Source organism: Pseudoalteromonas sp. MIP2626, from assembly GCF_013414205.1.
GTDB classification, from domain to species: domain Bacteria; phylum Pseudomonadota; class Gammaproteobacteria; order Enterobacterales; family Alteromonadaceae; genus Pseudoalteromonas; species Pseudoalteromonas nigrifaciens.
On record NZ_JAATTW010000049.1, the window covers coordinates 1 to 24584 of the forward strand.

At 40.1% G+C, this 24584-nt stretch carries 26 protein-coding genes; 7 read left to right on the forward strand and 19 right to left on the reverse strand.

Annotation, left to right across the window (positions count from 1 at the left end; genetic code table 11):
• The first annotated feature begins 479 nt into the window (after window positions 1–479).
• Window positions 480–959 (forward strand): RNA-binding protein, encoded by a 480-nt coding sequence (locus HC000_RS15180; protein ID WP_011326970.1) that lies wholly within the window; start codon window positions 480–482, stop codon window positions 957–959.
• Here HC000_RS15180 and murI read toward each other — a convergent pair.
• Window positions 922–1719: a glutamate racemase gene (murI, locus tag HC000_RS15185; RefSeq protein ID WP_089367621.1), complete on the reverse strand. Its 798-nt coding sequence runs from the start codon at window positions 1717–1719 to the stop codon at window positions 922–924. The genes HC000_RS15180 and murI overlap by 38 nt on opposite strands.
• A 77-nt stretch (window positions 1720–1796) precedes the next feature.
• Complete coding sequence (locus HC000_RS15190; protein ID WP_179808064.1) at window positions 1797–2924, reverse strand: DUF5610 domain-containing protein; 1128 nt, start codon at window positions 2922–2924, stop codon at window positions 1797–1799.
• Window positions 2925–3091: 167 nt separating this feature from the next.
• Here HC000_RS15190 and trmA point away from each other — a divergent pair, with 167 nt between their 5' ends.
• Window positions 3092–4195: a tRNA (uridine(54)-C5)-methyltransferase TrmA gene (trmA, locus tag HC000_RS15195; protein WP_089367619.1), complete on the forward strand. Its 1104-nt coding sequence runs from the start codon at window positions 3092–3094 to the stop codon at window positions 4193–4195.
• Window positions 4196–4258: 63 nt separating this feature from the next.
• Here trmA and HC000_RS15200 read toward each other — a convergent pair whose 3' ends face one another.
• The 4 genes from HC000_RS15200 to ccoG are packed head-to-tail and all read right to left on the reverse strand — an operon-like array spanning window position 4259 to window position 8032.
• Window positions 4259–4897 carry a thiol:disulfide interchange protein DsbA/DsbL gene (locus HC000_RS15200; RefSeq protein ID WP_011326966.1) on the reverse strand — a complete coding sequence of 213 codons (639 nt, stop codon included), beginning with the start codon at window positions 4895–4897 and terminating at the stop codon, window positions 4259–4261.
• 20 nt (window positions 4898–4917) lie between these two features.
• Window positions 4918–5541 (reverse strand): thiol:disulfide interchange protein DsbA/DsbL, encoded by a 624-nt coding sequence (locus HC000_RS15205; RefSeq protein WP_179808065.1) that lies wholly within the window; start codon window positions 5539–5541, stop codon window positions 4918–4920.
• Between the two features lie 34 nt (window positions 5542–5575).
• A complete protein-coding gene (locus tag HC000_RS15210; RefSeq protein ID WP_058372385.1) occupies window positions 5576–6550 on the reverse strand; it encodes a serine/threonine protein kinase in 975 nt (324 codons plus the stop codon).
• A gap of 51 nt (window positions 6551–6601) precedes the next feature.
• Window positions 6602–8032: a cytochrome c oxidase accessory protein CcoG gene (gene ccoG / locus HC000_RS15215; RefSeq protein WP_179808066.1), complete on the reverse strand. Its 1431-nt coding sequence runs from the start codon at window positions 8030–8032 to the stop codon at window positions 6602–6604.
• A 280-nt stretch (window positions 8033–8312) separates the two neighbouring features.
• Between ccoG and HC000_RS15220 the strand changes: the two genes are divergently transcribed.
• Together HC000_RS15220 and HC000_RS15225 are read left to right on the forward strand one after the other, a co-directional pair.
• Window positions 8313–8672, forward strand: coding sequence for a hypothetical protein (locus HC000_RS15220; protein WP_089367615.1), 360 nt, complete (start codon window positions 8313–8315; stop codon window positions 8670–8672).
• On the forward strand, window positions 8672–8878 hold the full coding sequence (locus tag HC000_RS15225) for a hypothetical protein (protein WP_089367614.1): 207 nt from the start codon (window positions 8672–8674) through the stop codon (window positions 8876–8878). Before HC000_RS15220 ends, HC000_RS15225 begins: the two co-directional genes overlap by 1 nt.
• 48 nt (window positions 8879–8926) lie before the next feature.
• Here HC000_RS15225 and HC000_RS15230 read toward each other — a convergent pair whose 3' ends face one another.
• From HC000_RS15230 to gspC, 13 genes are all read right to left on the reverse strand, one after another.
• The gene (locus HC000_RS15230; protein WP_011326960.1) at window positions 8927–9514 is read right to left on the reverse strand and encodes a UPF0149 family protein; all 588 of its coding nucleotides are present in this window, start codon (window positions 9512–9514) and stop codon (window positions 8927–8929) included.
• 21 nt (window positions 9515–9535) lie between these two features.
• On the reverse strand, window positions 9536–10294 hold the full coding sequence (locus HC000_RS15235; RefSeq protein WP_179808067.1) for a type II secretion system protein N: 759 nt from the start codon (window positions 10292–10294) through the stop codon (window positions 9536–9538).
• A 3-nt stretch (window positions 10295–10297) separates the two neighbouring features.
• The gene (locus tag HC000_RS15240; RefSeq protein ID WP_058372380.1) at window positions 10298–10771 is read right to left on the reverse strand and encodes a type II secretion system protein M; all 474 of its coding nucleotides are present in this window, start codon (window positions 10769–10771) and stop codon (window positions 10298–10300) included.
• The gene (gspL, locus tag HC000_RS15245) at window positions 10768–11976 is read right to left on the reverse strand and encodes a type II secretion system protein GspL (protein ID WP_011326957.1); all 1209 of its coding nucleotides are present in this window, start codon (window positions 11974–11976) and stop codon (window positions 10768–10770) included. The genes HC000_RS15240 and gspL overlap by 4 nt, the downstream gene beginning before the upstream one ends.
• Window positions 11973–12959 (reverse strand): type II secretion system minor pseudopilin GspK, encoded by a 987-nt coding sequence (gspK, locus tag HC000_RS15250; RefSeq protein ID WP_011326956.1) that lies wholly within the window; start codon window positions 12957–12959, stop codon window positions 11973–11975. The genes gspL and gspK overlap by 4 nt, the downstream gene beginning before the upstream one ends.
• Entirely contained in the window at window positions 12959–13633 is a 675-nt protein-coding gene (gene gspJ, locus HC000_RS15255; protein ID WP_179808068.1) for a type II secretion system minor pseudopilin GspJ, read from the reverse strand. Before gspJ ends, gspK begins: the two co-directional genes overlap by 1 nt.
• Window positions 13634–14011 (reverse strand): type II secretion system minor pseudopilin GspI, encoded by a 378-nt coding sequence (gspI, locus tag HC000_RS15260; RefSeq protein ID WP_086996694.1) that lies wholly within the window; start codon window positions 14009–14011, stop codon window positions 13634–13636. It lies immediately after the preceding gene.
• Window positions 14011–14595 carry a type II secretion system minor pseudopilin GspH gene (gene gspH, locus HC000_RS15265; protein WP_179808069.1) on the reverse strand — a complete coding sequence of 195 codons (585 nt, stop codon included), beginning with the start codon at window positions 14593–14595 and terminating at the stop codon, window positions 14011–14013. Before gspH ends, gspI begins: the two co-directional genes overlap by 1 nt.
• A gap of 49 nt (window positions 14596–14644) precedes the next feature.
• Entirely contained in the window at window positions 14645–15067 is a 423-nt protein-coding gene (gene gspG / locus HC000_RS15270; protein ID WP_041454317.1) for a type II secretion system major pseudopilin GspG, read from the reverse strand.
• 65 nt (window positions 15068–15132) lie between these two features.
• Complete coding sequence (gspF, locus tag HC000_RS15275) at window positions 15133–16368, reverse strand: type II secretion system inner membrane protein GspF (protein WP_086996699.1); 1236 nt, start codon at window positions 16366–16368, stop codon at window positions 15133–15135.
• A 2-nt stretch (window positions 16369–16370) separates the two neighbouring features.
• Window positions 16371–17936 carry a type II secretion system ATPase GspE gene (gspE, locus tag HC000_RS15280; RefSeq protein WP_089367610.1) on the reverse strand — a complete coding sequence of 522 codons (1566 nt, stop codon included), beginning with the start codon at window positions 17934–17936 and terminating at the stop codon, window positions 16371–16373.
• Entirely contained in the window at window positions 17929–19995 is a 2067-nt protein-coding gene (gene gspD, locus HC000_RS15285; RefSeq protein WP_179808070.1) for a type II secretion system secretin GspD, read from the reverse strand. Before gspD ends, gspE begins: the two co-directional genes overlap by 8 nt.
• 23 nt (window positions 19996–20018) lie before the next feature.
• Window positions 20019–20960, reverse strand: a complete 942-nt coding sequence (gspC, locus tag HC000_RS15290; protein WP_179808071.1) for a type II secretion system protein GspC — start codon at window positions 20958–20960, stop codon at window positions 20019–20021.
• A gap of 209 nt (window positions 20961–21169) precedes the next feature.
• On the opposite strand from gspC, the gene hslR reads away from it, so the two are divergent.
• From hslR to HC000_RS15305, 3 genes are all read left to right on the forward strand, one after another.
• On the forward strand, window positions 21170–21592 hold the full coding sequence (gene hslR, locus HC000_RS15295; protein ID WP_011326947.1) for a ribosome-associated heat shock protein Hsp15: 423 nt from the start codon (window positions 21170–21172) through the stop codon (window positions 21590–21592).
• 12 nt (window positions 21593–21604) lie between these two features.
• The gene (gene hslO, locus HC000_RS15300) at window positions 21605–22450 is read left to right on the forward strand and encodes an Hsp33 family molecular chaperone HslO (RefSeq protein WP_179808072.1); all 846 of its coding nucleotides are present in this window, start codon (window positions 21605–21607) and stop codon (window positions 22448–22450) included.
• Window positions 22451–22711: 261 nt separating this feature from the next.
• Complete coding sequence (locus HC000_RS15305; RefSeq protein ID WP_179808073.1) at window positions 22712–24250, forward strand: phosphoenolpyruvate carboxykinase; 1539 nt, start codon at window positions 22712–22714, stop codon at window positions 24248–24250.
• Window positions 24251–24584: the final 334 nt, after the last annotated feature.

Below are 24584 nucleotides of genomic sequence, written 5' to 3' on the forward strand. Positions count from 1 at the left end.
GAACTAAGCTTGGCTGTTAGAACTCAATCTGTACGAGTGCCCACACAGATGATTGCTTTATATTGTTAAAGAACGTTTTGAGTCGCTTTATCGTCTCAAGGGATGCGTATGATACATCCTTTATTTTTCGAGTCAACACTTTGTTTTAAACTTTCTTTTTGGAAGATTTAAAACCGAAGTTTTATTTAACTCTCTAAGTAGTTCGCGTCTCGCTAGGCGTTGACGTTTCCCGTCTCAGTGGGGTCGCATTATAGGGAAATCCAAAAACAGATCAAGCCTTTTTTTAGATCTTTTTACTGTTCGAACAAAATGTAATCGATAGCAAGTGAAACATGATAAAAACATGTATAAAACGATGCTTTTTCACCCTGTTTTATATTATTTACTATAAATTTTATTGCTATGTTGAATTAAGGCGTTAAGATAGCAAGTTCACAATGTTAAATTAATGTTTATTTCCTGTTTATTGGTAGATCAAAATGAAATTACCCGATCAAAAATCTTTTATCCTCTCAGTTATTCTTGCTGTTGTTGGTTTTGTTATAGTTAAGTTCGCACTTGAAAGCCTAGAGTTAGACCCTGCACTACTATTTGCTGTTGGTTTGCTCATTGGTGGTATTGTTATTGCTGCGATGTCGTCTGACGGTGTAGTAGAAGCCGAAGTAAAAACCAAAACGCTTTATGTTGGTAACCTTCCTTATCGTGCAAACGAAGGTGTGGTACGTGCTTTATTTGAAGAGCAAGGCAAAGTGTTCAACGTTCGCTTATTAAAGGACAAAAATACAGGTAAGCGTCGTGGCTTTGGTTTTGTTGAAATGGCGCAAGCTGATGCCGACAATGCAATAGCGCAGTTAAACGATAGCGAGTTCCAACAACGTACCTTAAAGGTACGTGAAGCAAAACAAAAACAAGAAGATGATTCTAACGCTCTTCGTTCTGAGCCGGATCAATCAGTGTAACTAGCTTTACAGCTAACTTACTACTCACACTAGCCGTTGAATAATATTGCAGCGGCTTTTTTGTATCTGCAATATTGTTATTCGTTAAATTAAGCTGGCTAATTAAGTAATGAACTCGCTTAGCAATCGCTGCACCTGAATCAAGTAGCTGCACTTTCCTATTAAAGTACTGACTAATCGGCTCTGCCAAAATAGGAAAATGCGTACAGCCTAATACTAATACATCTATAGACTGATCTATGTTTAAACGATCGAGTTCTTGGTGCAGTTTAGTTGTATCTAAACTTTGTTCGAAAAACAGACGCTCGGCTAAAGTAACTAGTTCAACGCTACTATATAAGCTAACTGCTATATTGTTGGTATGTTCTTGTATGAGTGTGCGCGTATAGGGACTTGATATAGTTGCTGGAGTTGCCAGTAGGCCGATATGTTTAGATTGTGTAAGTTGCGCAGCAGGTTTTATCGCCGGTACCACCCCCACTATAGGAATAGTAGTAATTTGGCGCACTGCCCCAAGCGCAGAAGTAGAGGCGGTGTTACATGCAATGACAATTAAATCTACATTAAGCGCTTGCTGGTTAATAAAGTGAATGAGTGCGCATAAGCGATTAATAATCGTTTGCTGTGACTGAGCGCCGTATGGCAATAGTGCATTATCCATAAAATAGCTGTATTGCGCATCTGGAATACTTTGCTGAATATGTTCAAGTACCGTAGTACCACCAATACCTGAATCAAAAACCATTATGTGCGCTGACAAACTACTGTCCTTATTCTAAGTTAAGAACGGCAGTTTGCCATGTGATTTTTATAAAAGAAAGTAGTTTAGTGGTACAACTATTGTTGATTGGCTAGCTCGTCCGTTGCTGCATTTAATTGATTAAGGTTTTCGAACATAGCTTTGGTGTAATCTACCAATTTATCTATTTCTGCTTGATCTTGATTTAACCACTGCACAATACCCGATAACTGGTTTTGTATGCCCAGCTCTGTGGCTTTATTAAACACAGCTTTTAAGTCGTCGTTAAACGGCGCTAATTTATCAGCTACTGCTTTTTCAGGAACTGGCTTGTACTCTTCGTAACCTTTAACTGTAGCGACTGTTTTGGTTTGTCGTAAATCCATTGAAAAAGCCACCAGCTGTTCGTTGCCTAAGCTTAGTGCTTGCGCCTCTTCAAATGCTTTATCTAAGTCACCACTGAAAAAGGTGCTACTTACACTTTGTAAGTCAGCCATTAGCTCATTAATCGCCTTTTGTTCATTCTCATTTAAATCGCCATTAACCGACATAGAAAATGACAACTCACGAGACTGCGACGACTCACTTACAAAAGATTCACTATTCCCATTTTGCTGATAACGACTGGCTGATTGTGACTCATAAGCATCAGCAAAACTAATACTCACTTCGTCTCCTTCGGCGGTAGTAAATTTATATTCTGCTTTGTTACTTAAACTTGCATACTGAGTTTGGCTAACAGAGACACTGGCGGGTTTAGGATTAAATAAATCGTCTTCAAATTTGTCCAGGCCATTAAATATGCCTTCTTTAGATTTATTAATACCCTGTGCGATATCGTCGTTAAACACGCCATTGCCTTTTAATTCATCAACCGCGTCATCAATCCCTATTTGCACACCTTTTCGAGCATCACCTAACATACCTTTGAGTTTTTCATCGTCGGCACCATTGGCTTTTGCTTTACGTACTGCACTGGTAACGAAGTCTAAAACGTTTTTAACGATTTCATCAAAATCAAAAAGCGGTTTATCTTTTTTCGGCTCGCTTATCGGTAAGCCAAGAGCTTGAGCCATTTTGTCACCGAGCACTTTGGCAGCAAGTTCTTTACCGCGCTGCTGATAGTTATCTTGAGGCGACTGTATTGTAGGTTGCTGTAAAGCCCCTTTATTACCGTATTTATTAATATTGTGGTTTGGAACAAAGCCAAAGTTACCGATTTTCATGATCCGACTCCTATCTATGCTTGCCTTACTTATCGGCACTGTAAGTTATTTCTGTAGCTAGATGCTCAAAAAAAAACCAATATATATTTCATCAAAACTAGACAAATACATCTCGCTCCCTACAATAGCGCCGATAAACAGCTCTCAAAGATAAGGTTATAGCGTTAATGGCAGTTATTAAAATAGACACCACACAGTACGATGCGCAGTTAAGCGAAAAAGAACAGCGTATTGCTGCCCAATTTCAACGTTTTGGTGTGGATAAACTTGAGGTATTTAGCTCAGAGCCGATTAACTACCGCCAACGCGCTGAGTTTAGAGTATGGCACGATGGTGACGATCTGTTTCATATAATGTTTGATCAACAAACTAAAGACAAAATTCGCGTTGATAGCTTTGACCCTGCCGCTCCTTTGGTAGGTGAAGTGATGCAAGTAATGATTGATAATTTAAAGTCGTGTGAAATTTTGCGTCGTAAACTATTTCAGATTGATTACTTATCTACGCTAAGCGGTGAGATTTTAGTGAGTCTGTTATATCACAAGCCACTTGATGAGCATTGGCTGAGTGAAATTAACGCGCTTAAAGAAAAGTTAAGCAATAAGTATAAAATTGACTTTATTGGCCGTGCCCGCAAACAAAAAGAAATGCTTGGTGATGACTACGTTACCGAACGCTTAAACGTGAATGGCCAAGAACTAATATATCAGCAGGTAGAAAACAGCTTTACCCAGCCAAATGCCAAAGTAAATATTAAAATGCTAGAGTGGGCGCAAGACTTATGTAAGCCACTTAAAAATGATTTACTTGAACTTTATTGTGGCAACGGTAACTTTTCTATTGCGTTAGCGGGTTCGTTTAATAAAGTGCTGGCAACCGAAATATCAAAGTCGTCGGTACACTCAGCGCAGTACAATATAGCGCAAAACAAAGTTGCCAATTTAGATATTATTCGCATGTCGAGCGAAGAGTTTACTCAAGCCATGAATGGCGAGCGTAGTTTTTCTCGCTTAGAAGGTATAGATTTAAACAGCTACAATTGTCAAACCATTTTAGTTGATCCGCCACGTGCCGGTATGGATACTCTAACGTGTGACTTAGTAGCAAATTACGAAAGTATTATTTATATTTCGTGTAACCCAGAGACACTAGAGCGCGACCTTGATCACTTAACCCGCACCCATGAAGTTAAACGCTTTGCGATTTTTGATCAATTCCCTTATACGCACCATATTGAGTCGGGTGTATTTTTACAAAAAAAGAATATTTAAAATTACCAGCTAAAAATTACCCATAAAAAAAGCTCCTTAGGAGCTTTTTTTATGGGATTAACTTTACTTGCTTGCCAAGTAGTTAATTAATTTAGTGATATCTGCTGGTTCGCTAATACCCGATTCGCGGCCTAGAAGTAGTTTGTACTTACCATTTACGATAAAAGTAGGTACGCCACGCAATGCACCTTTCTCTTTAAAGTAGTCTTGGTCGCGCTTCATTTTTGAGCTTAATGTACGTACCGAAAAGCTTTTAAATAACTTATCGAACTTATCGCCATCAACGCCTTGGGCTACAAACACATCTTTTACGTCGGCTAGCTCATTAAAATTTGCGCGCTTGGTATGAATGTGGCTAAAGATAGCCGCAATAATTTTATCTTTTTGTGGTAACACTTCAGCCGTTGCTAACGCTTGGCTAATCATTTGTTGATGCTCGGTATCGCGTACACCAACAAAATCAACGTGGCTCTTTTTAAACTTTACGCCTTTATCAAGCATTGGTTTAATTTCGGCTACCAGTGGCTCCATGTTATTACATGCAGGACAGTAAAATGAGAAAAACTCTTTCACTTCTGGTTTTTTAGTTGCGCGCTCAGACACAACCTCATAATGCACACCTTCCTCAAAGGTTGCTGCAAAACTTGTTGCAGCAAAAGGTAGTAATACAGCAAGCAAACCTGCTTTAACTAATTTTATCATTATTATATGGCTCCAATATTTTATAGTGCGAGTAAAAATGAAACTAACTCATCAAGCTCTTCTTGGCTCTTGATGGTATTTAGATTGATTTTATATTTGTCGTTTACAATAAAAGTAGGAACGCCTGTTAACGCACCTAATTTTGAGTATTTATTTTGTTTATCTTGCATTGCTTGTTCAGCTGCAATAATTGGCATACTGGCAATATCTTGATCAAATGTATCGCTACTAATGCCATTTATATCTAATAATTTTTTTAGATCTTTAATTTCAGTCAGTGGTGCGCGCTGAACATGAATACTTTTAAAAATCTTGTCTGTAATCGTATCTGCTTGTCCGTGCTTTTTAGCAACTAAATACGCTAGGCTCAAGTTACTTTGTGCTTGTGGTGATACGCCGCCTAAAAAGTTAACGTGATTTTTTATAAACACCGCACCTGTAGGTAGGTTTTCTTCAATTGCGTGTGCAACCGGTTCAAACTTGAAACAATGCGGGCAATAAAACGAAAAGTATTCGGTAACTTGTGGTGTAGTACTTTTTTCGATATCGATAACTGTATATTGATTACCTACTTCAAAGTTTACTGCAAGTGCTGCAAAAGGTAGACAAAGAAGTAGTAGGCTCAGTTTTAATTTTTTAAGCATTAGTCTCTCGTTGTACATATTTTTGAATAAAATGTTATGGCAATAATTTTAACGGTGCTTCTTGCAATGCGGCAAGCTGCTCTTTAAGTGCTAAAATTTGTTGCTCCCAGTATTTGTCATCGGCAAACCATGAAAAGTTCCGCACAAAAGCCGGATCGCTCCATCGTTTTGCAACCCACCCCATGTAATGGATGATACGCATAGCCCGAAGTGGTTCGATCAACTTAAGCTGCGAGTGATCAAAATCACAAAATTCTTCATAGGCGGTTACTAAGGTATCTAACTGTAACAGCTGCGTTTGTCGATCGCCACTTAGCATCATCCATAAATCCTGAATGGGTGGCCCCTGGCGACTATCATCTAAATCAACAAACATTAACGCATCGCCTGCCCATAATATATTGCCAGCATGGCAATCCCCATGTAAACGTATCGTTTTTACATTGGTATACTGTGCTTGTGCCTGCTTAATAACCAAATCTAAAATGGTATAAAAAGCGGTTTCTAATCCCATAGGTACTAAGTTACTTTTTTGCAGATGAACTTTTGCTGTATGTAAGTACTCTTCGCAGGTTAGGGTGGGCCTTTGTGTAAATGGTTTTGTTTTAGCCACTTGGTGCATTCTGCCAATTAAGCGCCCTAGTACATCAAGTTGATCTAAATTGTCGACTTCAAATAAACGCCCGCCAACACTTGGAAATAAAGTAAATAAATAGCCTTGGTGTTCAAATAAGCTTTGCCCGTTATATTCCATTGGTGCAACAACCGGTACTTCGGCCTCTGCTAGCTCAAAGGCAAAGTCATGCTCTTCTTGTATTTGCTCCTCGCTCCAACGCTCTGGACGATAAAATTTAACAACGTAGCGTTTTCCGCCTTCAGCTACAAATTGATACACCCTATTTTCGTAACTATTTAATGCCAATAAACCAGACTCAACATAAATACCAACGCTTTCTATGGCATCAAGAATTAGATCTGGTGTTAAATCAATAAAGCTAAATTTACTCATACACTTCTTATATAAAATAAAAGCGGGGAACACCCCGCTTTTTGTTAAACTTTACCGCGCTTTAAAAAAGTTACTCGACTGTGATATTTGATTGTCGGGCTCGCCTACCGGCGATAGCACAAAGTTAAATTCTGTCATTGGCGCTTTTAAGTCATACGGATCCATAACCAGTGATAAAGGCACATTGTGCGATTGCCCTGCGTTAACCCTAAACGTTTGTTTACCTATGTACTTAAAGTTATCGAGCCCTTGCACTTTAATTGTAAAGGTTTGCTCATACTGCGCTTTGTTGATCACTTTTAAGGTGTAGGTGTTTTCTACCAACCCTTCAAAATCAACCCTATATAACTGATTACGATCGCGAATAATATCAAATTCCATCGTTTTACGCAGCGCAATATTGGCAACCAAGGCACTGGTTAAAATAACCAGGATCACTATATAACCAATAATTTTTGCCCGCAGTGGGTTGGTTTTATTCTCTGGCGTTTCTAAGTTTCGCTCAGTGGTATAAGAAATAAGTCCGCGTGGATAATTCATTTTATCCATCACCCCATCACATGCATCAATACAAGCGCCACAGTTAATGCACTCTGCTTGTAAGCCATTACGTATGTCTATACCGGTTGGGCACACTTGCACGCATAAATTACAGTCAATACAGTCGCCTATTTCTAAATCTTCATGTGCCACTTTGCGCGAGCGTGGGCCACGGCTTTCACCGCGTTTTTCATCATACGATACTGTATAGGTATCTTTATCAAACATGGCTGACTGAAAACGTGAGTATGGGCAAATATGTAAACACATAATTTCGCGCATCCACCCAGCATTACCGTATGTACAAGCAGCAAAAAAGATAATGCTCATTAAAGCATAGCTACCGGCATTAAAGGTAACAAAGTTAGGGAGTAGCTCACGAATAGGGGTAAAGTAACCAACAAATGTAATTGCTGTATATAAAGAAAACAAAATCCAACTGGTGTGCTTAGCGGTTTTGCGCCAAAACTTATCAAAGTCCATTGCTCGTTGGTCGAGCTTTTTACGTTGGTTTGCCGTACCTTCAAACTTTTCTTCAAACCAAATAAAGGTAAAAGTCCACACCGTTTGTGGGCAGGTATAACCACACCACACTCGTCCATAAAATGTAGTGACCAAAAACAAAGCAAACGCGGCCAACATAAAAATAAAGGCGAGTATGGTAAAGTCTTGCGGCCACAGGGTTAAACCAAAAATGTTGTATTTTTGACCTATTAAATCAAATAAAACGGCTTGCTCACCATTAAAATTTATCCAAGGTAGCAGCATAAATGCCAACAGACCTAAAAAGCCAATTCGCTGCCTAAGAAGTTGGTGCAAGCCATTAACAGCACGCACGTAAATACGATTACGTGGATTAAACCGATCCTGTTGCCCGCTAAGATCCGGCTTTTGAATCTTTACTTCAACTGGTATATTTTTTACTTTAATTTGTTTGTCCATCGAAGTTCCTCAACACCGCTTGGAAATAAAAATTCAGCTATATTCAAGGTTTACCTTATAGTGTAATAACGTACTTATTACGTATAATATTTATAACTAGACTTGAATACTTTCAGATATTTCAGAAATATCTAACTGCTGTTAGCTATTATAACAATATTGACTAAAATTACTGGCATAGATCGCTAATAATTTATTCACTTTAGTTACTTGCTTTTCAAATGCATTTTATTACACTGCAGCATCATTTTATGTTATTTGGATCAAAGTTTACCCAACTATGAAAAAATTTATTATTTTGGTAATAGTAGTCCTCGCCTTTTTCACAGTCGATCACCCTTTGGTGAAAGAACCTCGTGAGCGGTTATTTAACGATGGTATTGACTTTTTAAGTGATGCGAGCAAAGTGAATCGCAGCCCTACTGCCAGTATGGCTAAAAACGAAATTAGTGCGCAGTTAACACTGTCTGAATCTGAGCGTGAGTACACCGAAAAAACATTTACTACCGATGACTCAATAAGATTATTTCACTTACGCTACTGCCGTGAGCGCGACTTAAACCTATATTTTTATGATGAGCGCTTAAATACTGTATGTAAAATAGTATCCGGCTCACTAGAACACATGCGAGGTAAATAATGGACTTTTCTGGATTAAATAAAAAGGCCAGCGACTCATTTCACCAGCAACGTAATATGCTTAAAAAACTCACGCAAGGTAAAACGCTAAAGTGCGAACAATGTAATGGGGTTTTAACACTCGACTTAGCCACCAGCGAGCCGGGCAAAGGGCTGATTAAGTGCAAGCAAGGCTGCACTGATATTATATTAGAGCTAGGCGCTTAAATTTATTTCACGGCTATATTTTAAGCTCAACTCATTACTGCGCCTAAACTACTCTTCCCATCCTTCATCTGTATACAAGCCACTATTAAGTGCGACTATTTCCACTAGCTCTGCAAAGCCTAGCGCAAAGTCGCCCATTAGCTCATATTGCTGCTGGCAAAGTAACTGCTCATCAATACTGTTTTGTAACGCTATTTGGCTAATGGTTTGCCCATCAAGTGCAAAAAAGCTTAATGTGGCTTGAGCGCTTTCGAGGGCTTGTTTATATTCTGCCTCTAACGCGGTTGAACTTAATAACTTTTGAGTATATGACGTTGTTGCCGTTACAAAACCTGCGCTCCAATTACTGCAAAATTCGTAATTATATTGTGCTGGTAATTTATAGCCTACTTCAAATACTTGCTCGCTAATTTGATGGTATAGCGCCATAAATAAAAATAGCATTTCTTCATCTACATTATTAGCTGTATTAGGCAAAATTGCTGCCATCCACTCATGTACGTCTAGAGGCTCAGGAGAGCAAATTACGCCAAATAAATAACCTTGGCTTTGCGTTAGCGTCATCGCTTGAGACTGGGTGTCTAAAAATGTGCTGAGCTGCTTAGCGTGCTGCTCAGTAAATTGGGGTAATTGCATTAAAACTCTTTATATTAAACATTAAAAGTTGAGCGGGTAACGGCCTTGATTATCTGGACGACCTAAAAACTTAACCGCATCATGTACATCTTTTGGCAACGTGGCATCGGGCTTTACATAGCCTGATACTTTAAAGTCAAAATTAGCTTTTAGGGTTGCATCAGCTTCAAGCCCTAAGGTGTTATCTGGGTCGATAAGTATGGCTATGTCGCCCGATTTACAGCTTAGGTTACCACCAAGCGGGCCTATATTAAACCAACCGTTCAAACCTTGTACGTCAATATTAGGGCTCGCTATCTCGCCTTGCAGTGACTCACAATAAGGTGCGCCCGATGTATACTCTGCCAATTCCAAGATCACACGACCTTTAGCGGTTACAGGTAACGGAAGTTGTATGCGTTGCATCGCTCTTTCAACTGTTGAGCGCACTAATCCATTGGTTACTTTCACTTGCTTATTAAATAAACCAAAGCTCACATCTGCATAACCCGATATATCACTGCGCTCACGTGAGTCACCAAATTTTACATTGGCATTTAACTTACCGGTAAATAATGCCCACCCGGCAACATCCCAACGCACATTATTTAATTGCTCACCTTGGTAGCGCACTTGCATCATTTGCCCTTGCCAAATAGTGCCAACACTTTGCCCTACTTCAAGTTGCTTAGGAAAATAAGGTTTTGCTAGGTCAATGGCCACCGCTACAGGTAACTTAATAATACAAAACACAATAAAACTAAGTAAAAATACAATGGATAAGGTTATTATTTTTTTCATTCATTACTTCTCTAATAGCAAACGGCTAACACGTACATAGCCCGACTTATCGTCACGGCTCAAATCTAAATTTTCGACCCGTAGACCATGTTGATTGACCAGTTCATCAAGCCACAGTATTAATTGATTAAACTCTACTGAGTCGAGCGTTAAACGTAGCGAGTTATTACTTGGCTGCATTTTACTAATATTTATTTTATAGCGTCCGCGGGTGGCGTTAACTATTTGGCTAATGTTTTGACTATTAACCACTTGTGTATTACCAGCGGCCTTGAGCTTTACAATACTTTCATCAACCCACACTAGTAGCTCTTGCTGTTTTAATTGCGATTGCTCGGCACTTGCTATTGCATTATTTAAGGGTCTAAAAATGCCCATCACTAAAATAAACACAATAAAAATACCACTCGCAACGATTATTAACTGCTGCTCTTGCTCTTTTAGTGAGCGCCAATATTTAATTAACTGCTGTTTCATACTGCACCTCGCAGTTTAATTTCGCCAACTACAAAGTCACCATCGTTACTTAACGAGCCTTGATCAACCGTTAACCCTTGCTGTTCAAGTATGGCTTTAACTTTACCAAAGGTTTGAAAGTCTTTTGCGCGTGCTCTCATACGTAATTCATTACGTTTTTTGTCATAACGCAGTGTTTCAGGGGTAAAATTACTTACCTGCGAAAACACCCCCACTAATTCTGTGGTTAACTCTAAAAATCCAGCGTCGCTGGTATCTTGTATTTTTGCCAGTGCACCTTTAATTTGGTTTTTAATAAGGTGTGGGCGAACCTTAGTTCCCGGAAATGCCTTTTGGTAGCGCTCAATTACCTGTGCTTTAGCAAGTTCTAACTGGGTATTTAGCTGATGCAACTCTATAGCTTTAATCGTAATACTCGCTACTAAGGCAACGCTGGTAATAATGGCAGCACTTTTCCAGTACCCCCACCATAAGGTGCTTTTCTTTTTAAGCTGATACATACCTTGGCGAAGATTAAACTTAGTATGCTCTAATTGCTTAGCAAATAAGGCCAGCGGTAGGTCGTAATCACTGGTTTGAGCCTGTAAGTTTACCGTTTCAGGAAACTGAGTCGCCGGACTAAAATGCTTTACATCTGGATTACCCATTGCTGTTAAGTAACCATTTAACCAGCTCGTCTCTACTGCACTTATACGCCATGGGCCTTGTTTAAATAACCACTGATTATTAAGTGCTATTGCCGTTACTGTGTCCTCATCTGCTGGGGGTAATAACAAAGCATCGGGTAATATTTTATATACCGATAAATTATGCTCTGCAAATAGCGCTAGCCACGCCTCAAACCATTCGCGGTCGGTCATAGCAACACGAACAGCATGCTGCTCGCCAATCATCACTGGCTCACCTACAGCAATAAATAGCTCATCTATATCGCACGCTATATCTTCTTCGAGCATATAAGGCAAAGCTTGCTCTAACTTACGATTCCATTTAGTCGGTAGCATTACCGTTTTTAATTGCACTTGGTCACAAGGCAATAATACAACGACTTCGCGCCCTAGCGATTTTTCGCTCAGTTCGTTTAAATAACTGGCATTAACTAGCTCACCACTGGCTATTATTTGTTGTTCTTGTGGTGAGTATATTAACCAATTAAGTAACTCTTGTTCGGTTTGACCCGTGCGGATCAACAGTATTTCTGTCACTGTACGCCTCCAAATTTTCGCGCCAGTATCGTTACGTCGCCATCTTTGGCGTGCAGTAATGTGGTCATCGAAAAACGCAGATCAACAAAGTTTGCCTGCGTTTGTAATTTAAAATATTCGCTATTAATACTAAACAATTTTTCTACCGCTTTGACGTTTTGCCCGCCTTGCTGCTGAACTTGTTCAAAAAAGGCAGCTTTACTTTCAAAGCCTGCATCTGGGCGAGCAGCAATCACAGCTTCAGCACCCGATACACTTAGCTCATCTATAAGGGTACTTAAAATGAGTGCTTGCTCTGCTGCTAAGGTATTCACATTAATAGACAATAAAGTGCTACCAGGTATTACACAAACATAAGGCAGCACTTTTTCCATTACTAATGGGTTAAAACCTTTAACCAAACGCAGCTCTGAGGTTGATGCAAATAAGCTATTTGCGGTCATGTACGGAAATTGACGCGACAAGTATTCCCCTTCTTCTGCTCCTGAACGGTATGTAATGCTGTTTTCGTCTAGCCAATCAAACACACTGTCAGCCATGGTTTCCTCTGACTCTTGTGCCGGTAAATCTTCAATATTTTCAAGTAATGCGAACAAGGCCTTGTGCGCTGGATTGGTTTTGCTAGCACTATTTAAATCTGGTTCTACGGCTATAGCATTTAAGTTTAAACATGCTTGTAAATCCGTTATTTTTCCGCTTAGTGTGCCGTTATCAACTGGGTAAGGTATATCGCCTTGCTGCGCCCATATTTGATCTAACGTGGTTTTGTCAGGATCGTCTCTTTTGCTTTTAATCAGCGCTTTTATGGCAAGCTCTTCTGCACCATAGGCATACCACTTAGCTTGTTGATGACCCTGTAAGTTAGTACTTTTTTGCACTTGCACCATTAAGTTAGCACTCATTTCTACGGCTAAAATGGCCGCTAATGCAACAATAAACAGCACAATAACAAGTGCGGCTCCACGAGAAGAACGCAGCCCCATTACTGCCCACCTTCTTGCGGGTTACCTTCATCGGCCAGTGCATCATCAGTTGATGGGCTCGATGGTAGAATTTCTTTACCTTGTCCTGGCACTAAAAATACTCGCCTAATTGGCTCTGCCTCTATTTGTTGCAGCGTAACAGCAACCGCTTTAGGAAGTGCTTTAATTTGCCACTTAGCTTGCCATTCGTTTTTATCGTCTAAAAATTCAAACTTTAGCTCTTCAATGTTTTTTAAAACAACCTGTACACGCGGATCCATATTGTCAAGCTGATCAACATATACCCGGTACACTCGCTCCAAGTTGTCGTTTATTACGCGATAACCCACAGCTTGTAATTCTGAGCGTGGTAATAAATTAATTGGATTTATCCAGCCGTCGCGCACAAAGCCAATGCCATCATATTGGCTATCTAAAACATAGCGTCCGGCTAGCAAATACTGCTCTTTCACATCGCCTGCTTCATTGCGTACAGCACGTTTGGTCATTTGACTAAAATCTTGATCCATTAACCTAAAGGTGGTTTGCAAACCATTTAGCTCGGCTATTTTATCATCCGAAGCCTCTTTGGCGCGGGTAGTGGTATCTAGTATTTGGTGCGTGGCCATAATAACAAAGCCTAAAATCCCCAAGGCTACCATCACTTCAAGTAAGGTAAATCCGCGTTGCTTCACTTATTTTTTGCCTTTATTTAAATAAGTTGCCAGCTCATATATTGAGTGTTCGTATTTTTCATCACTAAATATATTAATGGTTAATTTTACAAAGTCTTTATCTGCGGTTTTACCTATATCTTGGCGCCAAAACCATTCAACACCCGCCATAACTTCACTACCGCGCACGCCGTCTTTCCCTTCCCATTGTTCGCCTTTGGTACGCTGCTCTACCATAATGTTTTCGGCAACCCATGAGGCGTAAGTTTGCTCTTCTATGCTAGATAGATGATGAATGTGTTCACTGGTTGCTTGCATTGCTGCAATACCTGCCATAGCACAAATACTCAATGCCACTAGCACTTCAAGTAAAGTAAAACCTTTATTATACTGGCGCATTATTCGGGCTCTCGGCGTAAATTCACTGGCGCAGTAAACTCGCCTTCAATAAAGTAAACCGGCTCGCTTTGCTCTTTTAATTCGAGTGTTAATTGAAATGCACTTACTTCGCCCGAAGATAGTATTAGCACTTGCGGAATTTTAAACTTTTTAAGCTCCAATAAGCTGTCTTCGTCGCCGCTCATTAGCTCACGCCAATTTGCTTGCTCGAGTAAGTTATCTTGCGCCCAAGCTAAGTCGTCTAGGTTAAGCGCTAGTTTAAAGCGTGGATCAAATTCAACCGGCTCAAATAATGCTTCTCTGACAAAGCTTACCCACTTTTCACCATCAAAAACTAAAAACTCAAATACGTTGTTGTCTATATGAAAACCCAATTCAACTTGGTTTAAAATAGCAAATTCTGATGCCATATTAATGGTGGTATGCAGCCTAAGCGCTTGAGTATCTAACTCATCCTCAGCGCCGCCTTCTAAGCTATATACCACCATTTTTGTGGCAAAAGCGATGATCACTAATACCACTAAAATTTCGATTAAACTAAAGCCGCGGCTTTTTGCACGCAATCTCCCAGAGCTTACTTGCATAGTAAGCCCTGGGTATTAGTATATAAATACACTGCGCGATTGATGGCCATTACTGTTTTTCTTCATCCCAGTTACCAATGTCGTCATCGGTGCCTGCTTGGCCATCTGGACCTAAAGAAAAAATATCAAATTTACCAATTTCTCCTGGGCTAATTAACTGATAAGTATTGCCCCACGGATCCTCTGGTAATTTACTAATAAAGCCACCATCTGGAAAACGTTTTGGTATTGGCTCTATGCTGGTTTTATTAACCAATGCTTCTAGGCCTTGCTCGGTACTTGGGTAGCTTTTATTTTTAAGCTTATAAAGGCTCATTGCATCTTCAAGCTGCTGAATATCTAAGTGTGCTTTATCGATAGCGGCCTCTTCTTGTTGACCCATAATATTAGGTGCCACAATTGACATGATCATGCCAATTATAACCAGTACGACCATCACTTCTAGCAAAGAAAAACCTGATTGTTTATTCACGTAATTACCTCATTATTCTAAAAACACTAAACAATGGTTTATTAAACCATTAATTTACTTTTAAGTTAAAGCCCTACAGCTTTATTCATTGCCATAATTGGCTGTAAAATTGCCATTACTATAAATAATACAATAACCGCCATTAAAGCGATCATTGCGGGTTCTAATAGTTTTAGCGATACATTAACCATACTTTCAAATTCGCGATCTTGGTTATTAGCAGCGCGTTCTAACATTTGCTCCAGCTCGCCAGATTTTTCACCGCTGGCTATCATATGTAGCATCATTGGCGGAAACAATTTAGTTTGCTGTAAGGCCGCTCTTAAACTTGCCCCTTCGCTTACTCTATCCGCTGCATCGGCAACTGCTTTTTTAATTTTTTCGTTGATCAGCACTCCACCCGCAATACGCATACCTTCAAGTAGCGGTACCGAGCTTGATGATAAAATACTTAAAGTTCGGGCAAAGCGGGCGGTATTAATACCTCTAGCTACTTTACCAATACCGGGCATATGCAATATTTTATCATCCCACCAAAAACGAATTTTAGGCTGTTTTAAAGCATGCTTAATCCCTATCGCTAGGCCCGTTATTACAATTAAACTAATAAACCAATAATTTTGTACAAAATGACTTCCCGCCATTACCCACTCAGTGGTCCAAGGGAGTACTTGCTTGGTTTTCTCAAACGTTTTAAGTATTTTAGGTACTACAGTACCTAATAAAACCGACACAATTGCAATAGCAAACACCACTAAAATAATGGGGTACACCATAGCTTGCGTTATTTGACTGCGCATATATTGGCGCTGTTCGGTGTAATCGGCAAGCCGGTTTAGTACTTGGTCTAAATGCCCTGACTTTTCGCCTGCGGCAACCATAGCGCGGTATAAATCGTCAAACACATGCGGAAACTCACTCATACCGTCGGCAAGGGTATACCCTTCCACTACTTTTGAGCGAACCGACATCAGCATGCGTTTTAAACGTGGTTTTTCACATTGCTCAGCCACAGCCATTACCGCACCCTCAACTGGCAGAGCCGATTGAATGAGTGTTGCTAACTGGCGAGTTATAAGCGCCAAATCTGAGGTTGATATAGTAGGTTTAAACAAACCGCCAAGTAATGACGTTTTTTGGCCTTTAACCTGTTTATCACTTTGCGCCGCGGGTACAACTTCGAGCGGCGTTAATTTTTGATCGCGTAATATTTGGCGAATTTGTTTTGCTGTATCCGCTTCTAAAATGCCTTTTTTTTCTTTGCCTCGGCCATCTAAGGCACGGTATTCAAATGCTGCCATTATTAGCCTTCCTCACGGGTAACACGCAATACTTCTTCGAGTGTTGTTTTACCTGCAAGTACACGGCTACAGCCATCTTGACGAATACTTGGACTGAGCTTGCGAATGTATTTTTCAACGCTTTGCTCGCCCTTACCATTGTGGATCATTTCACGAATGGTTTCGTCCACCACTAATAACTCATGAATACCAGTACGGCCTTTATAACCATTAAAGTTACATGCCTCACACCCTACTGCACGGTGTATAGTTGGTTTGCTTTCAAACGGTACGCCTAATAACTGGCACTCGCGCTCATCGGCTACATGTTCTTTTTTACAGCTTTTACACAGTGTGCGTACTAGTCGCTGCGATAACACACCGAGTAACGACGATGACAGTAAAAATGGCTCCACTCCCATATCTTCCATACGAGTAATAGCGCCAGAAGCAGTATTTGTATGCAACGTAGACATTACCAAGTGACCGGTTAATGATGCTTGCACACCAATTTGAGCGGTTTCTAGGTCGCGTATTTCACCAACCATCACTACATCGGGATCTTGACGTAAAATAGCCCGTAAGCCACGCGCAAAGGTCATACCTACTTTAGTATTTACTTGCGTTTGGCCAATGCCCGGTATTTCGTATTCAATGGGGTCTTCAACCGTTAAAATATTACGATCGCGAGAGTTTATTTGACTCATACCTGCGTACAAGGTGGTACTTTTACCAGAGCCTGTAGGCCCGGTTACTAAAATAATGCCATGAGGTTTACTAATTAAATTTGCAAACAATTCACGGTTTTGTGCGGTCATACCTAAATCTTCAAGATTTAAGTGCGCGTTATTTTTATCCAGTAAACGCAGCACAACACGCTCACCAAAACTCGATGGCATGGTTGATACCCGTACATCAACTGCACGCCCTGCAATACGCAAACTAATACGGCCATCTTGTGGTATACGTTTTTCGGCAATATCGAGCTTAGCCATTACCTTAATTCGCGATACCAGCAAGGATGCTAATTTACGATTAGGTTTAAGTACCTCTTTTAATACACCATCAACCCTAAAGCGAATAACCAGTTCTTGCTCAAAGGTTTCAATATGAATATCAGACGCACCCTCTTTAATTGCTTCACTGAGCATCGCATTTATAAGCTTAATAATTGGCGCATCATCATCGCCTGCCAGTAAATCTTCGGTTTGTGGCAGTTCGTCTACTAATGAAAACAAGTCAACTTCGTTGCCAATGTCTTCCATCATTTGTTGCGTTTCAGAACTATCTCGCTGATACGAAGCCTCTAGCAGTAGCTCAAACTTGTCATCATCAATCTGCTCAAGCGTAAAACCATGTCCTGCAATACGGCGTACTTCTAACAGTACGTCAATATCAAGTTCGCCACGGTAATACACTATGCGCTGCTCTTTATTTTTACTCAGCAACACTCCGGCTCGCCGTGCGTATGAAAAAGGCAAACGTTTAGCGGGCAGCTCAACTAAGTCGTCACTGGTTAATAGCTCGTCCGGATGATGCACATTAGGATGAACCACATCTTGATTTATCTCTGCAATCGCCTTAGTCATCTTTACGCTCTTGTGCATTTTGTTTGCGTAAATGCTCTTCATACGTAGGTGGCAGTATTAGCTCATCATTCCACTCGGGTAAAATAGGCGTGTCGGTTCTTGGCATTAACTCTATACCATCTTCGCGCTGCTTAAATTGCTCGCCACGAATAAAGTTATATTTATTAAAGCTCAACTTATTCATGCTAATTCCGTCGCGAATAATAGTCGGGCGAATAAATACAATCAGGTTACGCTTACGTCGTGTGGTATTAGTTGATTTAAATAAGTGACCTAAAATAGGAATGTCGCCTAGTAGTGGCACCTTAGACACACTTTCTTGTACGTCTTCATCTATTAAGCCGCCAAGCACCACCATACCACCATCATCGGCCATTACCGTGGTTTTAATTGAACGCTTATTAACTGAAATATCAACAGCAGTAGCACCACTTACACTCGACACTTCTTGTTCAATGGTTAACTGCACAGCAGAGCCGTCGTTAATTTGCGGGGTTACTTTAAGCTTTATACCCACTTCTTGGCGTTCAACGGTTTGAAATGGGTTGGCGTTATTGCTACCCGTTTGCGAGCCAGTAATTATGGGCACTTCTTGACCCACTAAAATAGACGCTTCTTCATTATCCATAGTAGTAATAGAGGGAGTCGCCAAAATATTTGAATTACTATCGGTCGAAACGGCTTGAACAATTGCGCCCCAGTCATTTTTTATCACCCCCATGGCTAAACCATTAATGCCACCGAGTAATGATGCTAATGGGCCGTAGTTACCCTGAGTGGTTTCATCAACCTGAGTAACAGTGCCGGTTTCGGTGCCAATTATATTTTTAGAGACGGTAGTATCACGTGCTTGCTCAGCCGCTACAGCTAACGCACCAACCGGTACAGTTGTGCCATTATTAAACTGCAGCATACCGCCTTGCTCAGAAATCCACTGCAAACCAAAGTTAATCCCGTCGCCTTCCATTACCTCAATTATAATTGCTTCAACCAATACTTGCGCACGGCGAATATCTAAACGCTCTATAACTGACTCAAGCGAGCGCATAGTATCGGGTTGTGCTGTAATAATTAATGAGTTTGAATCGGGGTGGGCTTCTATGCTGGTGTCGTTGTTACTGCGAGTACGTGTTTTGGTTGCGCTGCCGCCTTGAGTGTCATCTGTTAGCGACTTACTAACACCTTGCAATACTTTAACTAAATCTTCTGCTTTTGCGTAATTTAGATAAAATACTTTAGTGTTCCCTTGGCTTTCAAGCTCACCGTCTAAGCGCTTAATAAGCTCAATAGCACGGGTGCGTGCTTGGCCTTCGCCACTAACAATAACGCTGTTAGTACGGCCATCGGCAACCACTTTAGGTATTAAAAACTCTGGAATACTGCCTTTTCCGCTGTCTTTATAAATATTATCAACTACAGATACCACATCATCTGCGGTAGCAAATTTAAGCTTTACAATATCAACACGCTTATCGCCCGCTTGATCAACCGAGCGTATTATTTCAACTAAGCGGTTTACCGATGCAGCATGCCCGGTAAGCATCATTACGTTTGCGGCATTAAAGTTGGCAACATGGCCTCCATCTTTTTGGTCGCTAAATTGACGAACCAAAGGACCTAGCTCTTGCACACTTACGTTTTTAACCCGTACAACTCGGGTAATCATCATATCGCCACTGGCTTCACTGCCATCAGTAATTAGCGGTACGTTTGACTTTTTAGCATCCGAGCTTTTTTCAATTTTTATTATATTATTGTCCATTTCAATGGCTGAATAGCCATAAACTTCTAATACATTTAAAAAGAATTGATAATAAAGCGCTTCGCCCATTAACTCATAACTACGCACATTTACTTTGCCACGTACGTTAGGGTCAATAATTATTGTTTTATTAAGATTTTTACCAACAATATTAATAAACTCATTAATATCAGTGCCTTTAAAGTTAGCAGCGTATTCAACAGCAGCAACAGAAAACGAAATGCTTGCTGCTAGAAAAAGTGCTGCGTACTTAGCTAACCCTTTTTTAATTTTTGTGAGGTGTAGCGCCTGAACCATTATATTAAAACTCCAATGCTAAGTTATTGCAGACTAAATTGTACGTCTATTTGCTGGTTATCACGTTCAATAGTGATAGTGGCATCTGTACTGTTACGCAGCTCATTAATGGCTGCCATGGCCTGTTTTAAATCTGTTAGTTGATAGCCATTAATTGCAACAGCTAAATCGTTATTTTGTAATCCCATCTGCTTAAATAGCTCAGGCTCTTTACCTGGACTCAAGCGATAACCAATAAGTTCCCCATCGCTCATCGCTTGTGACACGCGAATATAGTCAAATAACTTACCGGGCTCTTCGAGCAACTCTTCACGGGTTTCGATTAAAGCCTGCTTAATGTTTGGATCGGCAGTTACATCTATTTGTTGCTCACTTGGGGCAGGCCCTAATTGTGGGCCCATTTCAGCTTCATCACGTGCAGCTAAAACCGGCATAGATACTGTTTTTGTAAAGTCGAGACCATCCAACATTAATGTTTCAAATCGTCCGTTTACCGTTAAAATAACGCGGTCGGGTAATATCTGCGCTAGTTTAGCTCGCGTCCCTTGCACTGCTTCATCTACTAGGTAGGTTTCTTGCTTGCCTTGTGACTCTATAATAGCGAGCCCCGCTTTATCGTCGTTACTTACTGCAACAATACCAGTAAGATTAATACTTAAGCGCGTTTCAGGGGCATCATTTACAACTTTTGCAGCGTGATCATCGCTCTTGCTTTTAACAATTATTTTACCAAATATAAATTGCTCAATTATATGTTGAGAATAATTGTTACTTGCTGCAGTTGAATGTTGTCCGTAGTAGATTGGCGTGAGTGGTGACACAATAGGATTTGGCCACATAAGCCAAACGAGTTTAGACGATAAAAAAGCAATATAAACAACAACTAATAATGTAACAACCGCACTCAATTTGGCATGCGGTAAACGGCTTATAAAATGTTTAAATTGTTGAACTTGCTGTTCCATAAATAGTATTCTTATTTTAGTTTTTACTTAATCGCTATGCATAGTACCTTTTCATTTTTCATTCAACAAGCATGCTAATATTAAACTTTGTAAACAGATTGATTTTAATTTAGCCGCTGCATAAAAACAGCTGTTGTAGTAATCCTTCATCGCAAATAGCTTTTATGGTAAATTTTAAAATCTAGGCAAACACTTATTAAAGGTGCTTTATGGCTAAAAAAAGTAACGCTAACCCTAATTTAGAACATAAAGATGAGCTAAAAATTAGATTAGACAAATGGTTATGGGCGGCACGATTTTATAAAACACGTGCTGCGGCTCGTGAAATGGTACAAGGCGGAAAAGTGCATTATAATGGCCAGCGTACCAAAGCAGGTAAAATAGTAGAAATAGGCGCAACTATAAAATTAGCCCAAGGGGTAGATGAAAAAATAGTAACTGTGCTCAAAATACTTGAAAAACGCCAAAGCGCCCCCATTGCACAGACCTTGTATCAAGAATCTGATGCTAGTATTGCTAAACGCGAAGAAAATTCTATCGCGCGCAAAAATAACAGCCTTTTTGCACCTCATCCGGATAAAAAACCGGATAAGAAGCAAAGACGCGAACTTTTAAAATTGAAATTAAGTTAGGTATAGTCGCTCATGCAACAAGATTTACTCCACCGTTATTTATTCGACAATCTCGATGTTCGTGGCGAACTCGTACAAATTGAGAATGCCTACAACGAAATGATCGCCAATCATAATTACCCTGATGCAGTTAAAGCATTATTGGGTGAACTGCTTGTTGCGACCTGTTTATTAACAGCCACCTTAAAATTTGAAGGCGAAATAGCGGTTCAACTACAAGGTGATGGGCCGGTTAAATACGCGGTAATTAATGGCGACGATAAACAAAACATGCGTGGTATAGCTCGCTTACAAAGTGAAGTAACAGGTAGCACAGTAAAAGAGTTGATAGGCCAAGGCTATATGGTTATTACTATTACGCCAACTAAAGGGGAGCGCTATCAAGGTATAGTGCCTTTAGAGCATGAAACCTTAAGTGAATGTATAGAGGCTTACTTTGAGCAATCAGAGCAATTAAAAACGCGTCTTTGGTTTGCAACCGATACAACCGAGGGAAATGCCAAAGCTTGTGGTTTATTTTTACAAGTTTTACCCGTTGATAAACAAAAATCTATTGAAGATTTTGCCCACTTAGAAGCTCTTAGCCATACCATTAAAGATGAAGAACTATTAGAGCTTGATGCTAACACCGTACTAACTCGTTTGTACCACGAAGATAACCCGCGTGTGTTTGAGCCACAAATCATTCAATTTAAGTGTGGTTGTACCCGCGAAAAAACCATGACTGCATTAGTTAATATTGGCCAACAAGCGCTACTTGATGATGTTGCTGAGCATGGCGAAATCAAAATTAGCTGCCATTACTGTCTAAAAGATTATCTTTTTGATGAGCAAGATGTGAAAAACATTTTTAACTAATCACGCATCAAATCTAAATTATAAAAAAGTCACATGCTATGCGGCTTTTTTTATAATTTTAAAATGACACCGGTATCATAAAAATAGCCGTTTTTATGATACCGGTGTCATTGAAATTATTCATGTTTTTTACCCAATATATGTGTTTTTAACACCTTCATAAGCTCGAATATCCTTAGCTCATCTGTTACTATAATCGCAGCTTAAAGGTTAACAAGACCCAGGCTATCCCGTTCAATCTCACACAATTTAGGTATAAACATGACTTCAAGCGCTACTCGTTTTGTCGATCTAACTGCAGCTGAACTTGTCGAACACGCGATCCGTCGTGGCGAGGGTACTTTAGCAGCCAATGGTGCTTTTGTAGCAAATACTGGTCATCGCACCGGTCGTTCTCCAAAAGATCGCTTTATTGTTCAAGAATCTAGTACTGAAAACGAAATCCAATGGGGCAACGTAAATCGCCCATTCGACGCAGATAAGTTTGATGCTTTGTGGGCACGCGTAGAAGCGTATGTACAAAGTAATGATCACTTCATCTCTCACCTTGAAGTAGGCGCTGATCCAGAGCACTATCTACCTGTTGTTGTTACTACAGAAACTGCATGGCATCATATTTTTGCTAAAAATATGTTTATTCAACCTAAATCTTACAACTCATCTGACGTACCTCAGTGGCAAGTAATGAACGTTCCTTCATTTGTATGTGAGCCTGAGCGCGATGGCACAAACAGTGACGGTACGGTACTCATTAACTTTGCACAACGCAAAGTGTTACTTGCTGGCATGCGTTATGCCGGTGAAATGAAAAAATCAATGTTCTCTGTACAGAACTTCCTACTTCCAGCGAAAGGTGTATTACCAATGCACTGCTCTGCAAACGTAGGTGAAGCAGGCGATACCGCTTTATTCTTTGGCTTATCTGGTACAGGTAAAACAACACTTTCAGCAGATCCAACTCGCTTTTTAATTGGCGATGACGAACACGGTTGGGCACCTGGTAGTGTGTTTAACATTGAAGGCGGCTGTTACGCTAAATGTATCGACCTATCACAAAAAAATGAACCTGTTATTTGGGATGCGATCCGCTTTGGTACTATCTTAGAAAACGTAGTGCTTGATGAAAATCGTGTACCTGATTTTAACGATACTAGCCTTACACAAAATAGCCGTGCTGCGTACCCTCTTGAGCACGTTGAAAAACGTAAAGTAGAAAACCGCGCAGGCGAGCCAAAAGCAGTGGTATTTTTAACGTGTGACGTAAGTGGTGTACTTCCTCCAGTATCAATATTGACTGAAGAAGCGGCAGCATTTCACTTCTTAAGTGGCTACACTGCAAAAGTAGGCTCTACTGAGATTGGTTCTACAAGCGATATTGAGTCAACATTCTCAACTTGTTTTGGCGCACCATTCTTCCCACGTCCAGCAGGTGTTTATGCTGAGCTTCTAATGAAGCGTGTACGTGAGTTTGGCGCTAAAGTATACCTAGTTAACACAGGTTGGACTGGCGGCCCTTACGGTACTGGTAAGCGTTTTGATATTCCAACTACACGTGCTGTAGTAGATGCTATTGTATCGGGTAAACTAGTTGGCGTAGAAACTCAACACATTGATGTTTTAAACCTAGACGTACCTGTAGCCGTTCCAGGTGTAGACAGCAACTTACTTAACCCAATTAATACCTGGGAAGACAAAGCTAAGTATGATGAATATGCAGCTAAACTTGCAGCCGATTTCACTGAAAACTTCACTAAATATGACGTATCAGACGAAATTAAAAATGCAGGACCTAAAGCATAATAGCTTTAACCTCGCATAACAAACGCCAGCTTAACGCTGGCGTTTTTGATCCCAGCCATAAATATAAATATAAATGACCAAAGTTAAAATAGAGTATTAGCCAACCAATCAAGCCTAAGTGACTTAATGTAGCAAAGGTAATAACAGGACTTTAATTTAGCACTACAGCCCATGCATATTCTCTCCAGCTTTGATCACCCAATTGCATTAACTTTGATCGCTTATTCTCATTAAGCTTTGATCACTAAAATCACTTGTAAATGATCACTTTTATGCTCTTAATGATTTTGCCGATCAAAGCTTAATACCACTCGTAACCGAGTTCACGTTTTAT